The sequence below is a fragment of the Shouchella oshimensis genome (assembly GCF_004375095.1).
Lineage (GTDB): Bacteria > Bacillota > Bacilli > Bacillales > Bacillaceae_D > Shouchella > Shouchella oshimensis.
In genome coordinates, this window is sequence record NZ_SNUX01000004.1 from 297900 (window position 1) to 322891 (window position 24992).

Genomic DNA, 24992 nt, shown 5'->3' on the forward strand with positions numbered 1-24992 from the left:
AACCACCTTCAATTAATCTAAATGATCGAAGCTTACAGGCGTTATAGCAGGAAATCTCGTTCTCAGCTCTCTCATGTTATTTAGTACTGAAAGCTCCCTCATAAAACGTAGGATAAATTCAAAGGATGGTCCTTTTCGAAATCCCATAGCAATTTTAAATAAGCCTTTACGTACTTTGTTGTCAGGGATAATGGTCTCATATCGATGATGTCTAAAACCAAAACTTGACCCTCTATAAAACAGTGCTCCTGCTTGTTTAGACTGATCATCTAACACACCCATTAAGTAGCCATAATCATCTAAATCATTGTTCTCAATCTGAAATACTACGAACGGAGACCCTTTTTCAGCAGTAGATATCTCTTTAAATAATCCACCAACGCGCGTATTCTTTTTTAACTTTAGGTTGTTTTCAAACACTCGATCAATATAATGGTTTGTCTTGATCTCATTGAAAATAAAAGGAGCATCAAGCACACTGGCAGATTCGAAGGATAAGGCGCTTCCGTTCAGAGTACGAACCTTTTTTATGTATTGTTTTAGCTTAATACTATCGATAATGTCCGCGTCATCCTTTCGACAATAAATATTTACATAGCCAAAATTGCAAAGTTCTAATCCAAATTGATGAAGCTTTAAACCAGATGAACATTCCATAACAACAGTAAATGGCTGATGTTTGCATTTAGCCAGAATAGCGTCTCTTGTAGTATTGTCTTGAGATAAAGTACTATCAATAATAATGAATGTAAACTTTTTCTTATCTTCAATTGTGTTTTCAAAACTTTGATCCGTATCAAAGTAATTCATTTTCCAGTCATATCTCGTTGGTTCAATGTAGATAATATCGAACCCATTAAAATCAATTTCTCCAGTGTCTGCATACGTAATCGATAAATGCTCTCTAGCGATTACTTCTAACAACCCTTTGCTTTCAAAGTAGTCTGCAAAACAAACCATCGATAATGGATTGTTTTGACTTGGGGAATAGAATGACAATAAGCTATTGAAAAGCGTACTCAATGTAGCCATCCCGCTTGAAAAAGCTAAGGCCGTATTATTCCAACATACTTGTTCATTACTCGTTTGGATCTTATCTTCTAAGGAAGTTGTCTCTATATTTCGTTCGTACGAAAAGTCATGGACCGTTCCTCCATAAGTAGTTGGGGTTTGAAGTGGCGATCTCATAAACGTAGACGTATGTTGGATATTCTTACAAATCCATTTCATTCTAATTGTTTGAGACAGTTCCTCTAGCTTCTGTTCAATTAAGAATGCATTGTCATTTGCTTTGATTTGGTTCTCAATAGCATCCGCTTCTATCGATAGATCTAGTTGTAGATCTTCAGACATACAGTTTAAAAGATCCAGTTCACTAAGTAGATGGTTTTTCATGCGTGCACCTGACCTTCACCAACAGATAATTCTGTAAATTCATCGTTTATATACAAGTATTCTTTTGGGCTCGGAAGACCGTGAAGGGATTTACTCATGGAAACGGTGTAGGCTCCAAACGGAAACAACACGATATAATCGTTTAAAGACAGTTTATTAGAAGCCGTGTTCTCGAAATAGATATCTTTTTCATAGCATGTGTTACCAGCAATGGTTTGTTGTTCCACCTCTCCATTCGAACTAGTGTAAACAATCTTTACATTCCCTTTTGTCCATTCTATTAAATTCCAAGCAGAAGAATCCATGTTGACTACCCCATTGTTCACAGATAAAACACTCGTCTTTAAATAACCAGCCATGACATAAACAAGCATACCAGGTTCGAATATGACTTCTTTCAGTTTCGGTAAATACTGTTCCGTATAGGATTGTATGAGTTCGAATGTTTTATCTAGGTCTTCTTCATTTGAGAATAACCGCGTGAGACCACCGCCAAGGTTTAATGTCTGGACATCTGGAAAAAGAGAAAGAATATCAACTAAATAGTTAAGGGTGTCCTTAACCGTATTAAAATTGTTTAACTCGCCAATGTGGATATGGATGCTAGTCACTTTATAGTGGAACTCTTTTAAAATCTCCTTAAGCGCCTGTTGATTGTCTGATTGACTTACGTTAATGCCAAATCGACTTTTTGATAGATAAGTTGTGGCACCGTTTGATTCAATCGGGATATTTAATCGTAAGCCAATATCCTTGGGTTGCCTGCTTTCATTGTACTGACATGAATAGGCATATAGTTGCTCCACGTTATCAAAATCAAACTGCACATGGTTTTCGATCATTTCATGGATATGCTCGATTTTTATTCCTGGAGATGTTGCACTAATGCGCGAATAACCAGCTACTGTAGCAACTTGATATTCTTCGTACGAAGAGACATCAACCCCGTCAACAACCTTCGACATATATGCATTTAAACCCACATTTCGATTCGCTTTCATTGAAACGTAGAGTTTCATTTTTTTCACACTACCTAAACGACGTCTTAGGTGATTCACAACATGTGTTAATGATTCTGCATCATACACAACTGCCGGGCTCTTAATCTCGTTAGACCTATGAAGCATGTTTTGAGGGAGTTCAGGAAATAGACTCATGATAAATCCACCTTCGTCATCATACTGATTAACGTTAGCAACAGCTCATTTACAAGTAAGGCTTCATGAACTTTATGCTCGGATGGAAGAAATTCAACCACGTCGCCACCTATAATGTCATGTTCTCTTATACTAGTTAAGATAGCCATCAATTCTTTAGGGTGCATACCGAGTGGGACTGGGGTACCTGTAGAAGACATAAAACTAGGATCTAATACATCGACATCAAGTGTTATGTAGTAGGGCAATCCCTCTCTTAAATAGCGACTGATATCCAGTTCATCAGAAGGAACGACATCAATCTTCTCGGCTTGTACATGCTCTTGATCCACTCTTTGCCTTTGACCAATTTGAAGGATATGTTCAAGATTCCTTTCATTTAAAAAACCATCCATGAAGTTTCCATGGTGGATATCTTTGAATGATACTTGTTCGGTTCCCCCACCATCGTAATGGGCATCAATATGGATCAAACCAATTTTTTTATGCGAGAGAATCCCTTGTAATGACGAATACGTAATCGAGTGATCTCCACCGACGATCACTGGCTTAATCTTCGCTAATGTTAGTTTCCTCACAATTTCCTCTAACTGTCTTTGCTGCCTACCGTTTCGATCAAATACGTGTCCAGAAATATCTCCACAATCAAACACTTTACTCGCTAAATGGATCCCTTCTGTATGTTGATCTTTCACTTCTACTTGAGGGAAACCATAGGGAACAATCGATCGACTATGGCGTCTTAAATATTCTGGGCCCAATCGACTGCCTGGTAAATTAGTTACATTGTGGTCAAACGGCATACCAATAATAGCGACAGCATCAGGTATATGAGCACCAACATTAATGACCTCTTCCATTCTCATTCCATTAAAATTAAAGAATCGATTTGTTGACTGGGCAACACTATTTGCCAATTGAACATCTACATTAGCTAGCACAATGAGATCATTCTTTTCAAGCTCTTCTATGGATTCTAGTAATTCCGCTTCTTCAAGTGCTTGTTGATTGGAGTTCCTATAAATCGATATAGCCTGCTCTACGTTTACAGGGAGATTGAACGAAGAAAGAAGAGAAAACATATCTAGTGGTATGTGGTATTCTCTCCCCTTCTCCATGTTGGTGAGGATGATGTCTTGAGCACTAGTACGTATCACAGACACATTTGGATTTACTTTATATCGAGTGGAACGGTTCACCTCGTATTTCCTCCTCTAAAGAATGGATTTCTCCATCAATTAACACATATTGGTTTGGTAGATTAAGCCTATTAAATCTTCTAGCATTCGTTAGAGCGTAAGCCCCAAATGCTGGAAAGAGTACCTTGTCGCCTTTTTTTACCTTGGGTACTTCATATTCTTTAAAATCCGATAAAGAATCTCCTTCAAATAACGTATTTCCAACAAAAACAACGCGCTCCACTTCATCAGAACGATTTAGAAAGATCGGATTGCTGCGTATCCAAGGGGATAAATTCCAAAATGATGTATTGCACTGCAACATCGTAACATTTCTTTTCTTATGTACTTTCTTCGAGACAATTTCTGAAATCAAATAACCATTACCAGCTAACAAAGCACCACCAGGTTCAAAAATAAACTCTAACTTTCTGCCATGAACGTTTTCCCAGTTACGTATAAGCAGATTCATTTCTTTAAACAGTTTTCGCGTTTCTTCACGATTATGAAATAAATAAAAAAGACCACCGCCAAGATTAATCGTTTTAATTGTATCTATTTGACTTGCAATCTCTAATAAATACTTTAGTTTAAACTGAAAAGAAGCACCGGTAGATTGCCCTGTATGAATATGAAGATTGCTAATTGCTAAATCGTATGTTTCTTTCAACCGTATTAGTTCATCTTTGCTTTCATAAAAATCAATCCCAAATCTGCTATCCAAGCCAAAGGTAGCAATTGTATCCATTTCTTCTGGAATAGGGATTGCAATCCTCAAGCCTACTTCTTTCGAATAACCCATTTCAACAAAATCATTTAGTTGATCAATAGAATCTAGATCCATAACGATATCGTTCTCGACAAACGTTCTCATGCTATCGCGGCTATAATATGGACTTGTCGTCGTTATCTTTCTAAAGCCACTATCTTGAACAAGACGATATTCTCCAACACTCGCAACATCGCATCCGAGACCTAGATGAGCAAAATGATTCAACATTTCCTTGTTATGTATTGCTTTTACCGCTAGATGAAGAAAGGCATTGTCAATTAACTCAATATCCTCTTTCAATACTCTCACTGTATGTTTTATTCCGTCTAAATCATAAATCATCGTCGGTTCCTTCAGTTGATCGACAAGCTCGAATAGCCTTCCATCAGGCTGTTTATATAAATGATCCAACAGTGTAATCACCCTCCATAAAGCATACTGTTACACATCCCATTCGTTCTTTTTCAAGAGAGAAACCTTAATAGCCATCTATTAAGGTTTCTTTAATTGCTTTGTTATCTTGGACGTGATCCACCTAATAATTCTAAGTCTAGATTAACGATAGGCGTTTCTTTTGATTCAATTTTAGCCATTCATTACACCACCTTTATTATTAGTTGATTAAGTATGATTAAACGGATGTTAGTGAACTCTTGGACGCGATCCACCTAGTAATTCTAAATCCAAATTAACAACAGGTGTTTCTTTTGATTCGATTTTAGCCATTCTTCTCACTACCTTTCCAAATAAAATCCATAAGTATAAAAAAGATGACGGTTATCGCCTAGGACGTGATCCACCTAGCAGTTCTAAATCCAAATTAACAACAGGTGTTTCTTTTGATTCAATTTTAGCCAATATGTTCACCTCCTTTCTAATTAAAAAGGATCATTCTATCTTTTGTTTTGATTGCTATAATGGTGAGCACTGAACCTATCACTCACTTTTCCAACTACTCAGAATATTTTTCTAGAATTATGACGGTTAGTAATCATTCTTCCTATTAATACAACTGACAAAGATATAAAATGAAGATTATCAAAAAAATATAAGATTAGCTTAATTCAATAAATTATAATTGTCAATCAATTCTATAATCGATTTATCTACTACTGACTCAATTCATAGACTAATTTATGGTTGTTAGTAAGAAACTACTTAACAATAGTCTTGTTATATATGTTACAGTACCCGTTTCTTTTACAATTAAAAGGAAGTTAATAAGGAAGTTCTTCTCAGTTTCACCTTTTAAATAGAGGGAAAAGAGTAAGACGTTAAAAAAAGGAGGAAGCTACAATGTTGTGGACAATTTTAGTCGTTTTAGTTGTATTATGGTTACTTGGATTTATCGGAGAAATCGGTGGAAACCTTGTACATATTTTATTAGTTATTGCACTCGTCGTTCTTATTTTTCAACTTATCTCTGGCCGCCGGAAACTCTAAAGAAACAGCAAGGCTAAGCGCCTTGCTGTTTTTTTACACTCGTTTATAACCCTTTTATCAGGGTATATACAGAAAACAAATAAAATCGAAATGAGGAACAACTAATGAAAGGAACCTATACATTATGCATCGCAATCGCTGTCGTTGTTTGGCTACTTGTCATTCTTGCTACTGGTTATCAAACCGTTAACATTATTAGCGCAACCGTTCTTTCAGGATTGACTTATACAATCTTTCACTTCATGGCGTCGGAAATGAAGGCACCCTCGTGAATACCCGGTTAAAGGACGGTCTCTTGTTCAGTTTTGTTTATGCAACAATGATGCTCATTATGAGCCTTGTTTTACGTGAAGGCAATCCAGATTGGCTTTCCACCCTCGGCTTTGCTATAGGAGGTTTTTTATATGGCTTTTTCATACGGCCTTATATGATCAAATGGGAAGAAAAAAAGAAGCTAAAAGAGTAATGGACGTCTCCCAAGAATACATCGCCCTATGCGCTTCTTTTATTCACTTTCCGCTTCATACCTTCCACTATAATCACGCAACCTACTGCAATGAGTATGATCACCTTCGCATGTGTGCCTTAATCCTCAGGGTTCGCCTTAATTTCTATTTCCACAGAAATATAGCTACTCGTTCCATTGCGCTGTTTTTGGGATAATATAAATCAATAAAATCGAAACAAGCACCGTCGCTACAGCTGCCAATATCCATGGTAGCACATTTCCATTTTCTTCTACCGGGACCACATGACGCGCCAACACTTTCTCCTCTGTGAACAACCCGGCGCTAGCAGCTACATTTTCCTGGTGGTCTGCTTCAGCACTACTTGCAAACAAGGTATCTTGAAGTTCCGTGTATGTTTCTTCTAGTGGCTGAGTAAATGTGAGTATTTTTTGTTCTTCAGGCACTCTAATTTCCCGCTGTTCCGCTTCTGGTTTGTATTGACGGAGCTCTAACAACACTTCTCGCTCTTTATAAACACCAGGTTCCACTCGTTCTTCTTGGGCAAAGCTTGGCATTGCCGAAGACAAGAGTAGCACTGAACATACTCCTATCCCCGTAACCATGGCTTTACATTTCATAAACGTCATCCTCTTCTTTTTTGCGGTTTACGACCGCATGACGAACGATTGGAACAGCAATCGTTAGCGCTGCAATAAGCGCCAATGGAAGCATGCCTGTAAGAAATGCATTTTGCGAGCTTGCTTGAATGGAAATATAGAGTTCCGCAATTAGATTATTCGTACTGAAATTTGGCATGGCCATATCAAGGAGCGGGCTTGTAAAGAATAGGACGCACGCAACACTAAGTAGCCATCCAACCCACGGACCAGCCATAAAGGCAACACGGATTAGGCCAGCTGTTGCCAAGATCAAGAGAACCGTAATAATGGTCCATTGTATCGATTGACTTCCACTCATCGTGTAAATTGATAAGCCATAAATGCTTATGACTAAACCAACAATGATTGATAACATGCTAAACAACGACAGATTAACCAAGATTGGCACCGAACTATAGTGGTGTGTTAAAAACCCAATCAGCAAACTTGATAGTAATACAATGACAAGCACAACGATTGGTGGTGTTAGGCTTTCAGCTGGTCCCGTTCCTTGCTCTCCACTTACACCAACAGGACTGGAAAGATGGTTATAGACATAGTCATTGTGATGTCCATCAGTCAAAGCATTGGCTAAAATCGTGTGAATGTCTTCGTAAACCAGTTCCGTTGTTTGAACGTTGTCTGACCATCTTGAGTTCAAATCATCTGATTTGGCTTGAACTTCAGTCACATTGCTATGAAGATCTTCTGTTTGAGCAATAATATCATCTTGGCGGTTGCTAAGAGATTCAACGGATGCTCCTAATTGTTGAACTTCATCTAATGACATTTGTTGATTGGAAACGACCATTTGCCCATTTAAGCCATCCACCGGTGCTGGTTCTATAGTAATCGCTTCATAGCTTTCAGATAGATTCCCGCCAATAGCGTTACTCGCTTCCGCCATTGCCGCCACTTCTTCGAGAATGGCTTGTTGTTCTTGAGCAATTGATTGCTCTAACTCGTTCAGCACATTATTTGCATCCGCAACAAATTGAGTAAACTCTACTTCTGCTTCCTCCACGGATTGTTGGGCTTCCTCTAGCTGCGCTTGGTTGCCCATAAACGAACTGACGGATTGTCGTGCCCTATCAATGGTAGCCTGAACCTCACGGACACGATTGTCTTCATCGACAAGTTGCTTCACTCGGTCTTGATTTAAATTACCTAGCTGACTATATGCCCAATCTAATTTGGCTAATTCTCCATAATAGGTAAGTAGTTCTTGTACATTTGTTGACAGGATTGGACTGTCAATTAAGGAAGGCGATGCACCTATTCGGTTGAAAACGGCTTGTTCTTGCTTGCGAACTTCCTCAATAACTGGGTCAATCACTTGCGCTTCAAGCTGTTCAACATATTGTTCCAAACGTGATGCATAGTCTTCAAGGTTTTCTACATAATCAAGAAATGCCTCGGTCACTTCTCTATGATCCTCTATTCTCCACTGTGCTACTTTTAATGTTGGTTCCATGTTGTTAAGTAGTTCCATTGCCTTTGTCCATACCCGTTGCAGTTCATCCTGAGAAAAAGTAACAAATTCTGCACGGTACGGTGTAAAGGAAAGAGCTGTATTTACATCTTCTTGGTCCTCCTCTTCTTCTAATGGAGGTTCTTGTTCAGACTCTTCGCCTCTTTCCTCATCTTCATTCCCGCCTTCGTTATTCTCTTCCTCATTTGGAGGCTCTGTTGGCTGTGAAGGAGGATCTTCATCACCGCTTCCATTATCATCACGATCTCCTGGCGCTGGTTGCTCATTTTCATCGCTGTCTCCATTATCCGGATCAGGTTCTGACGGTGATTCTGGTTCTGTTGGATCAGGTTCTGGAATGTCTATTTCTCCAGGATTTAATCTACCGACTAATTTTTCGATTTCAGCAATCGTTTCTTCTATGTCGTTTAGAAGATCTTCATCAATCGGCTCTAGCACTTCTTCCGGCTGTTCAGGTCGAGAAGGGCTTTCCTGTGGATCCTCGTCCCGTGATAAATGGTAGCGTACATATAACGTTTGGCGGAACTGCGCTTCTGCCCGTTCTTCTTGCGTTGCATTTGCATATTGTCCGATTAGTTCAGCCTGTGCATTTGGTATGCGATCAACTGCTTCGTCTTGAGCAGCATATACTTGGTTAATGTCGCGATTAAACCGATTCATGTCGTCAGTAAATTTATACGAACCGATTGCCCAGTTACCGAGCAAAGAAACGACTCTGTCACCATCATTGGCGAATTGGGGCGCAAAAACACTCTGATTTTCTTGTACATTTCCGCTTCCTACTTTTAAAGCTTGTTGAAACTCATTCACTGCTTGGTTGACAAGGTCGCCATTTTGAGTGTTCGCTTGTAACATCATCTCTGTTTGCTCATTCTGATAGTTCATGTAAAGATCCATTGCATCAGTAAGTTCGTTAAATCCCTCTTGGGCTTCTTCTAGATTCGCACGAGAGCTTTCAGATAAATTGGCTGTATCCGAAGTAGCTGAAAAATACTGATCAAGACGGCTTCGCTGCACCTCAATTTCCTCAGCTAATTCTTGTGAACTTGGCGAGTAAAATGAGTACATTTCATTTAAGAAGTCAACTTCTTTTTGCAACACGTCAGTAAAGTTTCCTCTAACTCGGTCCACTTCCTCCGATACATAGCGCCAATATTGTGTGCTAATTTGCTGATTCATTTTTAATTGGGCACTCTCTAATTCTTTTTGCACCCGTTCTTGGTTCTCTGCATTTAAATTGTTATAGATTTCATAATTTACACTCGCCTGATTTGGGAGTGAATCTTGAAACGACATAATGTTCTCGGAAAAAGAAGAATCAATATAGACAATCGCGTCATATTCTTGGTTCGCTAATCCAGCTTGAGCAGAAGCTCTACCAGCCACTACCCATTCATATTCCGAGTTACCTTGCAATGTAGATACAATATCATTACCTAAAATAAGTGGTTCATTTTCCTCATATTGGTATCCGTTGTCCTCATTAACTACTACCATTTTGCCGGAAGCTTTTAATTCTTCTCTCATAGGTTCTTGCCCTATGTAGTGAAAAAAGGCAAAAGGGATAGCAATGATGATTGCGACAAGCAATAACAGCTTGACGATATGTTTTTTCTGCACGTAAGCCACCTCGCATAATTTCCGTTGGTTATGGAGCTTCTGGTATTTTAATTTTTGTCTCAATTCCATTGACGACATAGTAACCAAAACCTGGTGAGATCTCCTCTTCATTTCGCGTGAAAGAAAGATTGACAAGGGTTTGGTCTGACTTTTTCATGACGATTATATAGTGACGCACCAATTTCAATTCTGCAGTCAGAGGATCGAAGCCTTTTGTGAATTCTGCAGAGTTGCCACATACAATCATTCGAAAACCTAGATGGCTCGAATTTTTGATTAGCTTCGCTAGTTTATCTTGTATGGTCGCATCAACCGTTTGTTGGAAACGGATGAGGCTGTCGATTACTAACAACACTGGTGGAAAAGCGGTAACCGTTCCTCCATTGTTTAACGCATCCATGTAAGCTTGTTCTCGAACAGCCATTTTTTCTTCAGTCGCTGACACCCAGTCTTTTATCTGTTCTTTTTGATCTATATAGGAAATAAGCTTCTGCCCTACATAAGCAGACAACTTGCGGTCTGCGCCATCAACTAATCCAATCTCCTCTACTTCTTGTTGCAAATAGTAGTTTAATAGAACTTTGACAACGTTCGTCTTCCCTTTCCTTGGCTGCCCAACAACTACTAAATGCGGCTCCGATTTTGATTGTAAGAATACTGGCTTAACGGTATCTTCATCAAGAGCAAAAGGAATACTGTCGCCTGGATCGCCAACACGTGTTTTGAAAGCTTCCAACGAAAGCTGTGTAGGTAACATTGCAATTTTTTCCGGCAGCCTAGCGTCGTGGTAACGCCGTCCTAATTGGGCGATCGTCTGTCTTGTTGCTTCCATCATTTCCATGTCATTTTCACCAGCTTCTGGCAAATACAGTTGTGTAAAGGAATGGCTGTCTTTCGCTATGATGGCTCGTCCAGGTATTGGTTCGATTTCGTACTTACTGCGACCAAGCAATGTAATGACATCGTTTCGGTCATTCATAAAATGGACAATTTTCGTCCTCATGGCATTCATGAGTGGCTGACGCAAGGCATTCGCTCTTGTAGCTGTTAAGCTTACATACATTCCTAACGATTGCCCATCGCGAGCAAATTGAATAAATGTGGATTCCAATTGCTCATATTCCTCTTTGATCAAATCAAAGTTGTCAATAAAGATAAATAGAACAGGCAAAGGCTCTGTTGCTGTTTGGTTATACATCGTCAAACTATTGACTTCTTGAACGAGGAATCGTTCGCGGCGATCGTCCATCTCTGCTTTTAGCAAGGCAATCGCTTTCTCAATTTTACGTTTTTCATCAATTTTAAAGTAATCGGCTGTATGAGGTAGCTGCCTAAACGGTAACAACGCTCCATTTCCAAAATCAAAAATGTAAAAGTGAAGCGCTTCTGGATTAAACGACTTGGCAAAAGAAAGCATTAATGCCATTAGCGTTGTCGATTTCCCATATCCACCAGATCCAAAGACAGCAATATTACCGTCTTTTAGCCATTGATACTGAACATCGAATTGCCTTTGTGTTTCTGGCTCATCAGCAAGCGCCAGAGGAAACATACCTGCCTCTGTATCTTTTTGTACAGGGGGAAGCCATTCTTCAAGCGGTTCAAGCCATGGGCTTGACGCTTTTTGTATGCTTAAACGCTCCGTTGTTACTTCGATCTCTTTCACAACCGCTTCCATTTCCGTGATGCTCTTTACTTTTTTACTAGCAACTGTTTGGACGTTGGATATAGGTACTAGCCCTGCATCCGTAACTAAGGCAACATCTTCTTCACCTTCATGAGTTTCTCGCAAATACGGCGCACCACTCCATGCAGATTGAAACAATTCATATAGCTCGTTATTACCAACTTGTAAATAAGCCCGCCCTGTTACAGTTAAGTTAGCCGCATCGGGGTTTTTCAAAATTTCTTTCGAATCTTGAGCGTCTTGTACTTTTAACGCGACGCGAAAACGAGCGTTGCTCCAAATTTGGTTGTCAATGATGCCACCTGGCTTTTGTGTCGCAAGAATAAGGTGGACACCTAGGCTCCGTCCGATTCGTGCTGCACTTACGAGTTCTTGAATAAATTCAGGTTCCTCGTTTTTTAATTCCGCAAATTCATCGGATATGATGAATAGGTGAGGCATTGGTTCCATAACTTGTTTATTTTTATACAATTCCATATAGTCATCAATGTGGTTTACTACATTTTGGTCGAATAATCTCTGCCGTTTTCGTAATTCACTTTTGATTGATGCCAACGCTCGCATACTAAAATTCTTGCTATCATTGATATTCGTAATCGTTCCGAGCAAATGAGGAATCGTTTTAAATGGCTGTGCCATTCCCCCACCTTTATAGTCAATAAGAAGAAAAGCTACTTCATGGGGATGGTAGTGAACGGCTAACGATAAAATATACGTTTGCAGAAACTCACTTTTCCCTGAACCGGTTGTTCCTGCTAGCAAACCATGGGGCCCATGAGCCTTCTCATGGATGTTTAGCTCAAGAAGTTCATCCTTCGCTTTAAATCCAACAGGCACTGCAAGTGATTCGGCGCTGTTTGTCGTTTCCCACCGGCGTTCTATTGCTAATTCTTCTGTGTGATCGACGCCAAACATTTCAAGAAAAGAAGCCATATCCGGTATCGATCGACTCATACCTCTTTGGTGATTCAATGATGCTAGCAAGCGGGCATACCACTCATTGGTCATTGCATCGTGCGAATCAAAGGTAAAGCGTTTATGTTCCGCTTTCCGTTCTCGAATGACAATTTCGCCTTCCTTTTGATTGACGGCCTTAATGATTGTGTGAACATATTCAGTTAAATTTTCTTGTGCATCCGTGAGAAAAATAACCGACATCCCTAGAAGCTTGTCCGGTCCCTCTAAATATTCCATGATTGCATGGTCACTAATCAAGCTGCGATTGGCGACTAAAAAAACGAAATGAGGCATGAAACGCTTTGGTTTGCCTTGGCTTTGCTCCAACCCCCGTTCTCGTACCATTTCATAAATGGATGTCAACAGTTGGTCCCGTGTCCGTTCATTGTAGATGAATCCCTTTGCATACATATGCGGCAATTGAAAATGAGGGAGCCATTTCATCCATTCCCAACTTGCATACTGATCTTCGTTGAAAACAGCAACGAAACGAAGATCATGGTAGCTTTGAAAAAAAGTAAGTTGCCCGACCATTTGAGCGACTTCCCGTTGGATTGTCTTCAGTTGGCCGACATAGCCAATAGAACCGCTCGCTAAGCTGAGGCTAAGGGGCGCATCATGAATATAGGAATAATGCTCTTTTAACGTTTCGCCTTCTTCTAGCAGCTCGTCACGATCTCGATTCGCTAAATCGCCACCTGGATCACCAATTTGAAAACTACTTGGGATGGACGATTTTCCAACACGGACATACAAATAATCATCGTCACCGACCGTTTTCTCCCAGATACGACGATTTAAGTTAGCTGCCATGTATTTACTTTCCTCAAAAGATGGAAAATGATAGTCGAGTACATGCCGTTGCTTATCAGCTATTTCTTGAAGTTCGACCCGTTTCTCTTTCAAGTAGCGAGTATAAACACGTTGACGCTTTTCTTCTTTTTGTTTACGGATTTTCCGTTCTCGAAAATAATTGACCGTCGAAGTAATGAGCGTTACGGTGAACATTGTGACCGAAATAATGATAAAAATCCCCCGGGGAATGAGCAAAGCAACGATTCCCATTACAATGAGCATCGCTAGTGGTGGCAATACGATGAGCCAGAGGGCTCGATGGTTATCGTCCAACTCCTGACCCGGAATGGAGAAATTCACTTTTTCTTTTGGTTCTTCATAAATAATTCGCGGCGTTCGACGATACTCAGGGTACTTCTTTTTACTTTCGGAAGTAGGAACGGCTATGGGAGAGAGTCTCGTTTGTATAGGCTCCGTTGATTCAATCGTCAATAAATCGCTTTCCTTAATAACAAACATTGTATAGCCAAGTAATACGATATCTCCATTTTTTACTGGTTGCTTCTTTGTTAGAATTTCTCCATTCATAAACACACGGGCATGCTCTTCTGGATACACATACCAACAGTCGTCTTGCTTCATTAATGCACATGACGAAGTAGGACTTTCCTTCGGCAACACGATGTCAGCTGAACCCTCGTGCCCGATCGAAAGGAACGATTCTTTCCCTATGTAATACACCCATTCGCTTATCGGTTCGCTTTCATACACGAATGTAAAAAGAACGTTATCTTCTTTATATTGAAAGGTCTCACCGGCAGCTAGAATATGCTCACCTATACCTTCACTATCAAGTACACATTGCTTCTGGTCATGAGCGATTTTAGCGATAATCTTAGCTCGGAGAGGCGGAACGAGTAAGTCGACGTCCTCGCTTGAGCCTAACAAACGCTCTGTTTGGCTTAATTCAAGCTGCTGCACATACTTATCATAAAATACCCATAATCGATCCATTGTTCCACCTCCTACGTGCGCCCCTATTCATCTTCGTTCTCTTCTTCTTCGTTTTGTTCAGCGTCATCGTCACGCTCATTTTCTTCGTCCTCGTTTGGTTCAGAATTCGCCTCATTGTCTTCTTCAGCCTCGGTGTCATCTGCAGTTGCGTCCGCTTCTTCCGCTTCCCGTTCTTCTTGCTCTCGTAGATAACGGTCAATATCCGCTTGAATATCGTTCAGTAATTCTTCACGATCATCTCCGGACAAGCTAGTATCTTGACGAACGGCATCTCGCCACTTTAAATTGGCATACATCTCTAGTTCTCCGTCCTGCAATTGACGTGCGATTTCGTTTGCTTCCTCATAATCACCACGACCAATCGTAATCCAATAGTCAAAATAAAGCGGTTCTGCTTGAAGGGTCAATGTATTTTGTACATTTGCTGTTTGATCCATATTCAAGTCTTCATTGGCGACATAGGATTGAGCCAACTGGTACTGTACGACGCGAGGCATTTGGCTCGGATTATATGGTTCCAAGGCAGTAATGACTTCACTAGGGTTACTATTGATATAGGCTTCATTGCTGGCAATAAAAGCATCGTAACGTGGATGAAGGAAAAAAAGCACATAGATGGTATAAATAATAGTCGGTACAAGCAACCCTGCCACAGCAAAAAACAAACTTTTTTGCAAGCGCCACTTTTTCTTCGGCACCATATGTACTTGTCTAGCGCGCTGTTCTTCTTCATGGATCCACGTCTCGACACAACTCAAAAGCGCATCAATTGTTTCAGTCTCTAGCAATTTTTTTGCTCGTGCCGATAGTTTCATCGTGTCTGTAAAACTCATGTACTCACTAAAGCGATACTCACCATCAAGCAATACAAGCAATGTTGTCTTTAGCTCCGCAAACAGCTTATCTTCATTTTTTTCATAAGGCGGAAGGCTTTCTTTAATGCCATAATGAATAAAGTGTATATCAAGCCCTTCTGTTACTAATACATTCTCCGGACAAACAATTAAATGTAGTCTGGAACTAGAATGCTCCACAACTGCACGAATAAGTGAGTAGCCAATAACTTGTTTTGCATAGTCACCTTTGTTTCGAAATTTACTAAAAGGCAACATTGTCTCTTGTGGATGAACAGTAATAACAAGCTCATCTTCATCTTCAGCAATTGTACGTTTGAGGAGCGGATCTTGTTGCTTTAACAACTCCGATTCTAACGAATGAGATTGCTTAATTTCCGCAGTTTGAAATGTTAGTGTGTATGTATTTGTTTCAGGGTCCCTAATAAAGGTTGCACCTGTCTGCTCTTCCAAATAAAATCGCTTTTTGTCCATTCCATGTCCGATCCCTTCAACCAGTGCTATAAAATCTCTATGCGGTCTCCATTTGTTACACCACGTTCAGCGAGTACTTGGCTACCGTAGACATGAGTTTCTTTGTTTTGAACACGGATCCAACTCCCATCACGCTGAGGAACTTTAAGCTCCTCGATGCTCCAAATAAGATCAACGACTTTTTTTGCCGTATATTGATCAGATAGCCGCAAGTCAAACCGTTTTCCTGAATACCGTTTCATGTCAACCGTTACAGTGATATACATCAAATGCCACCCTTTCATAAGGAAGGACGCAATTGTAAAAAAATTGCGCCCACAGTTGTTTCTATTCCTGACCAATTAACCGCGAATGTTGCCTGCAATTTGTTGATCTGTTTCTTCAAGGGTCCGTCCACTGTTGCGTAGCTGCTCAGATACTTCGCCAAGCAAATCGCCCATACGGACAAAGGATGGCTTTAATTCGTCATACTGTTGAACAAACGCTTCAGAAGCTTGACCATCCCACATACCTTGTAGCTGATCTCTGAAACCATCTAACCTGCTTATGAGGTCATGCACCTCTCCACTTGAGCGATTATAGTCATCAGCTTTTTGGTAAAGTTCTTCAGGTGTAACGCGAATCAATCCAGACATATTAACTCCTCCTTTACGTTTTATAGTCTCATGGTAGCCAGTGAAGATTTTACTAGTCAACCATCATCTTACATATTTTCGTAAAATGGTAATATAGTACTGATATTATTAATTTTCTCACACTTCTAATAGTTCTTTCGAACCAGAATAATTGTTCTAATCAAACATCTCTATTTCATATACTTTAACCGTGTTGACAAGCAACTTATGAAGCATCTTTTATAAAAATAATTATTTTATTTTTATTTAGACAAACCAATGAGCCTATACTTACTGCTAAACGATTTCCCTTTATTTCGTCTTCTTGATAGGAATCAAGAAGTAATGGCCCTTCAACTAGAAGCCGATCAACAGCTAGTGCTAATCCTTTGGCACTTCTGTATAGGTAATCGTAAACGGCTGCGTTTTCCCATGATCGATGACGTCTTCAAACTTCCAATGAAAGCGAATCAATTCGTCAACCGCCGTTTGGATTCGTCCCTGTCCTTTTACCGCCTCAGATTCCAACTCTTCAATAGTCGCCAGAATAATTTCCCCTTTGCTCGAGTCAAGAATGCCTTGGACATCCTGCTTCAACTCGCCAAGCTTGTCCATCTTCGTTTGCAACAGTTCCACCACAAGGTTTCGTTTCTCGTCGTGTGTTCGTGCTTGTTCAAGCGTATAGGTCCCACTATAACCAAATGTATTCATCGATGACACTTCCCTCAACCTGATAAATAAGTAAAAATGCCCGCCACATTGTAGTCGACATCAAACATTTCTTCCACTGCTTGACGCATCGCCTCCGCTTTCTCACCGATGGACTCCCGATTTTGCTTGACTAACGAAGCAACCCCTTCAAGTGGCGCGCCTTCCAGCGGCAAAAAGGATTCACGAAAATGCAAATTGGTGATAAGCCCACCGTAAGAGCTAGGCAACAAATGCTGATAACTGCGGTAATTGCTCTCCATCACACTCATCTTTGAAGCTAATTGTTTCTTCTTATGTTGATAAAAGTCTATATACTCATGCTCCATCATAGCCAAGTAGCGTTCAAGCAGCGTATCTTGTTGATCGAGAACCTTCTGCACTGCTTCATACGCGTCTAACGTCTTGCTCAAATTAAGCTTAATTTCGTCCCCACCAGCTGAACCTTCCAAATACAAGTCGCCACCATGATAAGACTTGCCCTCGGCGATTTCATTCATAAGCGCCTCAAGCTTATGGTGCGCTTCCGCCGATTTGGCCACTCCCTCAAACAACGTATTGATCGAGGCAATTTGATTCTCCATCATTAACTTATATGAAACCCCAGTAAAAATAGCATCTTCTACTAATCGAGAAATTGACGTACCTTCACCTTCATGAATCCGCATATAAATCCCTTCTGTTCCTGTCAGAAAAATTTGCAATTCCCATCTCAACTGGCTCGCATCTTCCTCAGACAAATACCCGGCGGTCTCCAACTCATCGACGAGAACAGAGACTGTTGATTTCATCGTATCAAAATCAAGCGGATCAGCGTTAGGATGATCCTTGTAATAAGTCAATGCATCGCTAAACGCCTCGTCCATGACACCAGCAACCCCTTCATCCCCATAAACATGGCCGTATGGGGCTAAAAAATCAAGCAACGCCTGCAGCTCTTCTTGAGGAATCGCTTCCACTGCCCCCACAAACCCTTTGTTCTCATGGTCTGTACGATACGTTGTAACATTGCCCACAGCAAACATCCACGGAAAGGAATCAAGCGCATACAAAAAATCACTCTTGGAGCGAGTTTGATGGATACTAGACTCTTTGTCTTTGTAATACTCCTTAGCGAACGCTTCTAGTTCTGCAGGGGGGATGGATTGGACACTCTCATCATCTAAATCTTGTATATTAAATTCTCTACCTATTGCTAATCTGAAACCATTATCATAATGGATCTGTTGAATCGCGTTAGACTGGGCGCCATTAAATGTGTTTACTTCTGTAAAATAGGCGTCCTTGAGTTGAATTGCCGCTACCGTATTGTGTCCTTTTGAATGAGCGAGAGCGTAGACAGGAACTTCTCTCTCAATATCGTGCTGTTCAGTTATAGTATCAAGAAAATTTTTTGTGTCTCTCGCATATTGGGCGCCTCCCGTACCGACACCAATACTAAACAAATTGTCGACCCAATCTTCAGTGGAAACACTCCCCCTTGAGATAAACACCACTTCTTTCACCTCATCAGGATCTTCTTTATTAGCTAAGACAAGCGCCGTCCCTTTGGCATCCGATGACTCGAAATTGCCGTCCATTCGGCCAATATTCATCTTCGTTTCAATGGGCCTCCCCATTTCTTCAAGGTATATTCGTTCAATCGCTTCAATGATCTCCTCATCGGTCATCTTCGGGAATTTATACTCAAGGTCTGTAAGTCGCATTTGCACCATTTCATCATCAAAAACACTGCTCATACCCAATCACCTTTCCTATTGGTCTAACAAACGAATAGAATACATCAGCTTTTCCGCCACTTCCGCTTCCTCTTCAAGTGAGATATCGCATTCTTCTTTCCCTTGACACATAGCCATAAATTCATAGCTAATGGCCTGATTCTGTTCCTTTGAAAAAAGATAACCAAAATACTTTAAAACAGGTCCGTATTCGTCCTTGTCTTCAACCTTACCGTAATAAATTTCCAGATCGTTGGCTTCTACACGTACATATTCATCTTCAAAGCCCATTTCGTCTTTGAAGACATTTAGATAGTTTTGTTTTAATTCTTGAGGATATTTACTTTGATATATGACTTGTACGTTGTATTGTTTTTTTTCAAGGTTATTATTGATAGCATATATTAAAGTTTCAATTTTATTGTTTTCAATTACATGAAGCATAGAGGGTATAATCGCATTTTCCGGAATTAGCATCTCAAAGCCATCAAGCTTCCCTCTCATTTGGTGAAAACCTGGTTCGACGTCGGTCTCCACTAAAAAGCTTTTTGTAAATTCATGTTCCACTGCTAAACGATCATCCTCATTGTCCACTCCTTCGCCCTCCACTTCCTGCTCAGCGTCATCGTCTGCTGATGTTTGTTCAGCGTCAGAATCTTCCTGCTTCTCTTCTCCGTTCACTTCTTCTTCAGGCTCTTGTTGGTTATTGGCAGTATTGCATCCTACAATTAGCAGCACTGCGCACAGTGTACTTATACGAAGCCACGTTTTCACTGTCATCTCCCCTTTCTAACGGATCAGGGTATCATTTTATGTATTATTAATTATTTGTTTATTTGTCTATTTCCTATTTTAAGATATCCAAACTTCTTTTTTATTGCAAGAATTTCTTACCTTTCCTACTGTTCTAACAAACGAATAGAATACATTAGTTTTTCCGCCACTTCTGCTTCCTCTTCTAGGCTGAGGGAACATTCTTCTCCTCCCTGACACATCGCAGTATGCGTGTATGAAATCGCTTGGTTCCTATCCTCGGCAAAAAGGTAACCAAAGTATCGCATATACGGACCATACTTGTCCTCATTCTCAAAGCTCCCGTAATACATTTCTAAAACATTGGCTTCTGCATATTGATATTCCCCATCAAAACCTACTTCAGTTTTAAAGACATTTAAATAATTTTGTTTTACTTCTTCTGGGTATTTTTTATAATACATCAGTTTAACATCATGCAATTTTCTTTCACTAAAATTATTAAACGTATAAATAAGTGTTTCAATTGCATCGTTTTCAATATCATGAAGCAGATCGGAAATAATCCCATTCTCCGGAATCACCATTTCAAAACCATCAAGCTTTCCTCTCATTTGGTGAAAACCTGGTTCCACGTCAGTATCCACCAAAAACTCTTTTGTAAATTCATCTTCAACCGCTAGAAAATCTTCGTTATTCTCAACGCCTTCGCTCTTCCCTTCCTGTTCAGCTTCATCGTCCTCCAGCATTTGTTCAGTACTAGAATCTTCCTGTGTCTCTTCTCCGTTCACTTCTTCTTCAGGCTTTTGTTGGTTATTGGCAGTATTGCATCCTACAATTATCAGCACTGCGCAAAGTGTACTTAAACGAAGCCACGCTTTCACCGTCATCTCCCCTTTCTAACGATTAAAGTATTGTTTATGTATGAATGCTATTTTTTGTCTATTCATATATTTTAAAACTCATTTCCTATGAATCAAGTAAACGAATAGAATACATTAGCTTTTCCGCCATTTCCGTTTCCTCTTCAAAACTAAAAGTACATTCTTCTTCTCCTTGACACATCGCAATATACGTGTATGAAATCGCCTGGTTCCTATCATTAGCAAAAAGATAACCAAAATATTTCAAATAAGGGCCGTACTCATCCTCATCTTCATAGCTCCCGTAATACACTTCCAAATCATTAACTTCCGTATACTCATATTCCCCTTCAAAATTATTAGCACGTTTAAACACATTCAAATAACTTTGTTCTAATCCTTCAGGATAGTGGCTTTGATACATAACTTGAACATCGTATAGTTTTTTTTCACGATCATTATTAAACGTGTAAATGACTGTTTCAGCATCATTGTTTTCAGTTGCATGAAGCAGATCAGAAATAATCCCATTTTCCGGAATCACCATCTCAAAACCATCAAGCTTCCCTCTCATTTGGTGAAAACCTGGTTCCACGTCAGTATCCACCAAAAACTCTTTTGTAAATTCATCTTCAACCGCTAGAAAATCTTCGTTATTCTCCACTCCTTCGCTCTTCCCTTCCTGTTCAGCGTCATCATCTGCTGATGTTTGTTTAGCATCAGAATCTTCCTGCTTCTCTTCTCCGTTCACTTCTTCTTCAAGCTCTTGTTGGTTATTGGCAGTATTGCATCCTACAATTAGCAACATTGCCCACAGTGCACTTATACGAAGCCACGTTTTCACCGTCATCTCCCCTTTCTAACGGATCAGGGTATTTATTAGATGTTTATTTCCTATTTTAAGATGTCCAAACTTCTTTTTGTTGCAAGAGGTTCTTATCCTATTTGTTAATGTTACATTCTTACCCCCCATCGCACATAGCAATAAATACAGCTTCAAAAAATTAGCCCTTTGGCTGTTTAAGCAACCAAAAGGCTTTTGTCCTAAAAATTATAGCTTTACTTTTTTATTCAAGAAATTTATATAGACGAAAAGGCTTCTGGTTACCTGCTTCATCTAAACCCGGTTTAAGTCCGATAAAGATCGTCTCTTTATTCGCATTGTTTGGATCACGTTCAACTTTTATTCCTTCTGCTTCTAAGGTACCTACATAGCTTCCTTTTATCTTAATGGTTTTTAGGTGTTTAACGTTCCCTCCATTTGTGTAAGAATACTTAAAAATAGTCGGCGTCTCCCCTGCAGCGCCACCAAATAAATAAAGAAATTTATTATCAGTACCTACACCCGTAATGTCAAAACCTTGAAACGAATTATTTGGACGAGGAACTCCCGTAAAATGTGTCAATTGTAAGTGGCTAATATCCTGAATGTTCAATGTGTTTTTAGGTGAATTTCTCAGTGCTTTAGTCACTTCACTCGTTTTATAAATGGCATAGTAGGTATCTTTCGCTGCTGGCCCAATCTGTACCCGAAAAGCCATACGGTTGCTGTCATCTGCAATTGCTACCGCCGTCCGGTAAGCTTTTCCTTTTACATTAGGTGCTACCTTTTCTAGACCTTTTATTGTCTTAACATTTATTACTTCTGCACCTGTTGCTTTAGAAGGATTCACTTTATATTCAATTAATGAGACATCTGTAGACCACTTCTGACTTATCTCACTATTAGCCGTATTTCCAATCCAAATAAATGTTTTTCCGTTTTCTTTTACAACTTCTAATGACTCACCGTGACCAAAATTTTGCAACTCCACATAATCTTTAACGTTGCACGTTGCGCCACTCACTTCACAGCGTGATAAGATCGTTGTGGCATCAACTCTTTGCGTCACAAATACTTCATTCTTATTTCCATAATCAAATGTTTGAATTGCTCTCTTACTCTTTAAGCCCTCATATTGAAATGCTCGATCAATTGTTCTTGATTCAGAAATAGGGTTCGCCTGAACTACTATTTCGCCTAAGAAGAAAAACAATAATGCCAATGTGACTATACTAAATCCTCTTATTAAACTTGTACTCATTTAACTAGTCTCCTTATTCAGTTTTCCTGTATAAAGATAGCATATTGGCTTTGTCGAAAAATGTAGATTTAAAACATCGAATTAGATTTTTATCGCATAATTCACTCGACTTCATTTAAAATCTTTTCTTCTAAACAAAAATGCTCTGTCAGATAATCAACATCTGACAGAGCTTCCTTTATTATTTGACGCGCTTTAATTTATTTCCAGCCTTACGATAAAGACCACCATCTTCATCATAAAAATATTTAAATCCGATAATGGATAACGGTCTCCACGCTTTTGTCCATTTCTTCTCAGAGTGGATGTAACCCATATGCTTTCCTCCTAAGTTCAACGTGCTTGATCCTATTATCTTCTCTCTTCACCACCATATCTAGCGAAGAAAAATAGAATATGTTGGATAAAAACGAAAAAATAACAAAGAGTATCTAGCATCTATGATTCAAATCAGTAATTGATAATGATTATCATTCGTAGTATACTTATTGCTAATAGGAAACTCACTGAAAAGGAGACGATCATATGCAGATCTATTGGACGAAGATTAATCAAATTATTGAAGAATCAGCAGAAGTAAAAACCTATATGCTTGACTGTCCTGAAGGGTTTACATGGGAAGAAGGCTCACACACACACTTTGCGCTAGAGGGATTTAATGCCGATGAGAAGCCAAACCGTAGCTTAATTCGACATATGTCTATATCCACTTTGCCCCATGAGGGATCCATTGGTATTACCACTCGCATTAAAGAACAATGCTCGGAATTTAAATCGATTTTACGAAATCTCGAAGTGGGGCATGAGGTGGCTCTTTTCAAAACCCACTCCAATGTACCGCTAAAGCGGGAAAACAAAAACATTTACTTATTATCAGCAGGAGTTGGTCTAGCTACATTCCGTCCACTTGTACTTGATTATCTCCAGCGTAACGACAACGTCAACCAGATTCATTCCTTAAACGTTGATTCATCAAGGGCTTTCTTATTCACAAACATCTTTGAAAGTAACCCAAATCAGAAGCTTACAACTCAATTTGTCGATAACCGAGCCGCTTATTACGAAGAGGTGAAACATCTCGCTCAAGATAAAAACGGGCTCTTCTATATTGTCGGTAGCGATGACTTCCTTGTAGAAAACATCTCATTGTTACATAAGCAAGGTGTCCATTCAGAGCAAATCATGCTTGATAAACACGAGCAGCAACGACCGAATTTCCTTTCAGAAGAAGTAACACATTAAAAAAACGCGGAAGAGTGATGTTCATTCTTCCGCGTTTTAATCGTGATTTACACTCTTGAAGGGTACAACACGTTTCATGATTCTGCACTATAGACAAACCATTTACGTCCACGTCTATGATAAGGGTCCCTTTAATCAGAATGTACCCTCGTTGAAACACCGTTTATCCTTTTACCGCTCCTTGAGTCATGCCCTCAACAATTTGCTTTTCCATAAATAAATAGAAAAGAATAGTCGGCACGAGTACAATGGTTAATGCTGCCATTTGAGCTGTATAGTTTGTAGAGTGTTGCCCTGCAAAATTAGCAAGACCAAGTGGTAATGTCCGCAAGAGGTCGTCATTGATAAGAACGAGAGCAAAGCTAAACTCATTCCAGTTATTAATAAAGTTAATAATAATGACGGTCGCAAGAACAGGGCGTGTCATTGGCAAAATAATCGACCAGAAAATCTTAAAAACGCCAGCGCCATCCATAACGGCTGACTCTTCAATTTCATGAGGAAACGACTTCATAAAGCTTGTTAATAAGAAGATCGTAATTGATAAATTGAAAGCAATATACGGGAAAATGAGCGCCAATCGAGTATCCAGTAATCCAATGTTTTGCATCAAAATAAACATCGGAACAAGCGTTGCATGAATCGGTACAAGCAAGCCTAGGATAAAAAATGAATAAAGCACCTTTTGGCCTCTAAATTGAAATCTTGCTAAGAAATAGGAAGCAAGTGCACCAAATAGGACCGTTAAGATAACGGCGACACCGCCAACAAACACACTATTAAAAAAGTACGTATTAATATTCGCTGTAAACCAAGCATCGACATAATTCGTCCATACCCACTCTGTCGGTAAACCAAATGGATTTAAAGCGAATTCCTGACCTGATTTAAATGAATTAAGGATCATCCAAACAATGGGGTAGGCATTAATAACCGCAAATGTAATTAAAATCAGATAAATAAGCAACCGCGATGCCCGTTTCTTAAACCAAGCTGTTTTTTCATTTATTTCTTTTCTCGGGACTGGTGATAATGGTTGTTGATCTACTTGCATTCTGTAAACC

The 24992-nt window shown here is 39.6% G+C and carries 22 protein-coding genes; 4 read left to right on the forward strand and 18 right to left on the reverse strand.

Translation table 11 applies throughout. From position 1 onward, the window contains the following. Positions 1-12: 12 nt before the first annotated feature. Genes E2L03_RS17060 through E2L03_RS17075 form a run of 4 tightly spaced genes read right to left on the reverse strand, consistent with a single transcriptional unit; the run spans position 13 to position 4925 of the window. On the reverse strand, positions 13-1395 hold the full coding sequence (locus E2L03_RS17060; RefSeq protein ID WP_134259794.1) for a PLP-dependent aminotransferase family protein: 1383 nt from the start codon (positions 1393-1395) through the stop codon (positions 13-15). After that, on the reverse strand, positions 1392-2552 hold the full coding sequence (locus E2L03_RS17065; protein ID WP_124742694.1) for a hypothetical protein: 1161 nt from the start codon (positions 2550-2552) through the stop codon (positions 1392-1394). The genes E2L03_RS17060 and E2L03_RS17065 overlap by 4 nt, the downstream gene beginning before the upstream one ends. Beyond that, entirely contained in the window at positions 2549-3751 is a 1203-nt protein-coding gene (locus E2L03_RS17070; RefSeq protein WP_134259796.1) for an arginase family protein, read from the reverse strand. Before E2L03_RS17070 ends, E2L03_RS17065 begins: the two co-directional genes overlap by 4 nt. After that, a complete protein-coding gene (locus E2L03_RS17075; protein WP_166740350.1) occupies positions 3729-4925 on the reverse strand; it encodes a diaminopimelate decarboxylase family protein in 1197 nt (398 codons plus the stop codon). Before E2L03_RS17075 ends, E2L03_RS17070 begins: the two co-directional genes overlap by 23 nt. Before the next feature lie 873 nt (positions 4926-5798). Here E2L03_RS17075 and E2L03_RS17080 point away from each other — a divergent pair. The 3 genes from E2L03_RS17080 to E2L03_RS17085 all read left to right on the forward strand — a co-directional run bounded on the left by E2L03_RS17080 (position 5799) and on the right by E2L03_RS17085 (position 6411). After that, positions 5799-5945 (forward strand): lmo0937 family membrane protein, encoded by a 147-nt coding sequence (locus tag E2L03_RS17080; RefSeq protein WP_124742697.1) that lies wholly within the window; start codon positions 5799-5801, stop codon positions 5943-5945. Positions 5946-6049: 104 nt separating this feature from the next. Continuing rightward, positions 6050-6217, forward strand: a complete 168-nt coding sequence (locus tag E2L03_RS20570; protein ID WP_158318553.1) for a hypothetical protein — start codon at positions 6050-6052, stop codon at positions 6215-6217. Further along, the gene (locus E2L03_RS17085) at positions 6214-6411 is read left to right on the forward strand and encodes a hypothetical protein (protein ID WP_038483645.1); all 198 of its coding nucleotides are present in this window, start codon (positions 6214-6216) and stop codon (positions 6409-6411) included. The genes E2L03_RS20570 and E2L03_RS17085 overlap by 4 nt, the downstream gene beginning before the upstream one ends. Positions 6412-6576: 165 nt before the next feature. Here E2L03_RS17085 and E2L03_RS17090 read toward each other — a convergent pair whose 3' ends face one another. The 13 genes from E2L03_RS17090 to E2L03_RS20885 all read right to left on the reverse strand — a co-directional run bounded on the left by E2L03_RS17090 (position 6577) and on the right by E2L03_RS20885 (position 23002). Next, entirely contained in the window at positions 6577-7017 is a 441-nt protein-coding gene (locus tag E2L03_RS17090; protein WP_166740351.1) for a type VII secretion EssA family protein, read from the reverse strand. A gap of 4 nt (positions 7018-7021) precedes the next feature. Continuing rightward, positions 7022-10165: a type VII secretion protein EsaA gene (gene esaA / locus E2L03_RS17095; protein ID WP_166740352.1), complete on the reverse strand. Its 3144-nt coding sequence runs from the start codon at positions 10163-10165 to the stop codon at positions 7022-7024. Between the two features lie 28 nt (positions 10166-10193). After that, positions 10194-14618, reverse strand: coding sequence for a type VII secretion protein EssC (essC, locus tag E2L03_RS17100; protein ID WP_134259804.1), 4425 nt, complete (start codon positions 14616-14618; stop codon positions 10194-10196). A 23-nt stretch (positions 14619-14641) separates the two neighbouring features. Next, complete coding sequence (gene essB, locus E2L03_RS17105; protein ID WP_134259806.1) at positions 14642-15946, reverse strand: type VII secretion protein EssB; 1305 nt, start codon at positions 15944-15946, stop codon at positions 14642-14644. A 26-nt stretch (positions 15947-15972) separates the two neighbouring features. Further along, positions 15973-16212: an ESX secretion system protein YukD gene (gene yukD / locus E2L03_RS17110; RefSeq protein WP_134259808.1), complete on the reverse strand. Its 240-nt coding sequence runs from the start codon at positions 16210-16212 to the stop codon at positions 15973-15975. A gap of 75 nt (positions 16213-16287) precedes the next feature. After that, complete coding sequence (locus E2L03_RS17115; RefSeq protein WP_035397432.1) at positions 16288-16581, reverse strand: WXG100 family type VII secretion target; 294 nt, start codon at positions 16579-16581, stop codon at positions 16288-16290. A gap of 360 nt (positions 16582-16941) precedes the next feature. Further along, a complete protein-coding gene (locus tag E2L03_RS17120; RefSeq protein WP_038483656.1) occupies positions 16942-17271 on the reverse strand; it encodes a hypothetical protein in 330 nt (109 codons plus the stop codon). Between the two features lie 14 nt (positions 17272-17285). Further along, on the reverse strand, positions 17286-19007 hold the full coding sequence (locus E2L03_RS17125) for a DUF6792 domain-containing protein (RefSeq protein WP_134259809.1): 1722 nt from the start codon (positions 19005-19007) through the stop codon (positions 17286-17288). A gap of 15 nt (positions 19008-19022) precedes the next feature. Next, on the reverse strand, positions 19023-19760 hold the full coding sequence (locus tag E2L03_RS17130; RefSeq protein ID WP_134259810.1) for a YvcA-related protein: 738 nt from the start codon (positions 19758-19760) through the stop codon (positions 19023-19025). A gap of 125 nt (positions 19761-19885) precedes the next feature. Continuing rightward, positions 19886-20623 (reverse strand): YvcA-related protein, encoded by a 738-nt coding sequence (locus E2L03_RS17135; RefSeq protein WP_134259812.1) that lies wholly within the window; start codon positions 20621-20623, stop codon positions 19886-19888. An 85-nt stretch (positions 20624-20708) separates the two neighbouring features. Beyond that, on the reverse strand, positions 20709-21446 hold the full coding sequence (locus tag E2L03_RS17140) for a YvcA-related protein (protein ID WP_134259814.1): 738 nt from the start codon (positions 21444-21446) through the stop codon (positions 20709-20711). A gap of 223 nt (positions 21447-21669) precedes the next feature. Beyond that, entirely contained in the window at positions 21670-22686 is a 1017-nt protein-coding gene (locus E2L03_RS17145; RefSeq protein ID WP_055736729.1) for a helveticin J family class III bacteriocin, read from the reverse strand. A gap of 181 nt (positions 22687-22867) precedes the next feature. Further along, the gene (locus tag E2L03_RS20885) at positions 22868-23002 is read right to left on the reverse strand and encodes a hypothetical protein (protein ID WP_269083173.1); all 135 of its coding nucleotides are present in this window, start codon (positions 23000-23002) and stop codon (positions 22868-22870) included. Positions 23003-23211: 209 nt separating this feature from the next. Between E2L03_RS20885 and E2L03_RS17150 the strand changes: the two genes are divergently transcribed. Continuing rightward, on the forward strand, positions 23212-23928 hold the full coding sequence (locus tag E2L03_RS17150; RefSeq protein WP_055736728.1) for a hypothetical protein: 717 nt from the start codon (positions 23212-23214) through the stop codon (positions 23926-23928). A 163-nt stretch (positions 23929-24091) separates the two neighbouring features. Here E2L03_RS17150 and E2L03_RS17155 read toward each other — a convergent pair whose 3' ends face one another. Then, positions 24092-24982 (reverse strand): carbohydrate ABC transporter permease, encoded by an 891-nt coding sequence (locus E2L03_RS17155; protein WP_051667656.1) that lies wholly within the window; start codon positions 24980-24982, stop codon positions 24092-24094. Positions 24983-24992 lie beyond the last annotated feature (10 nt).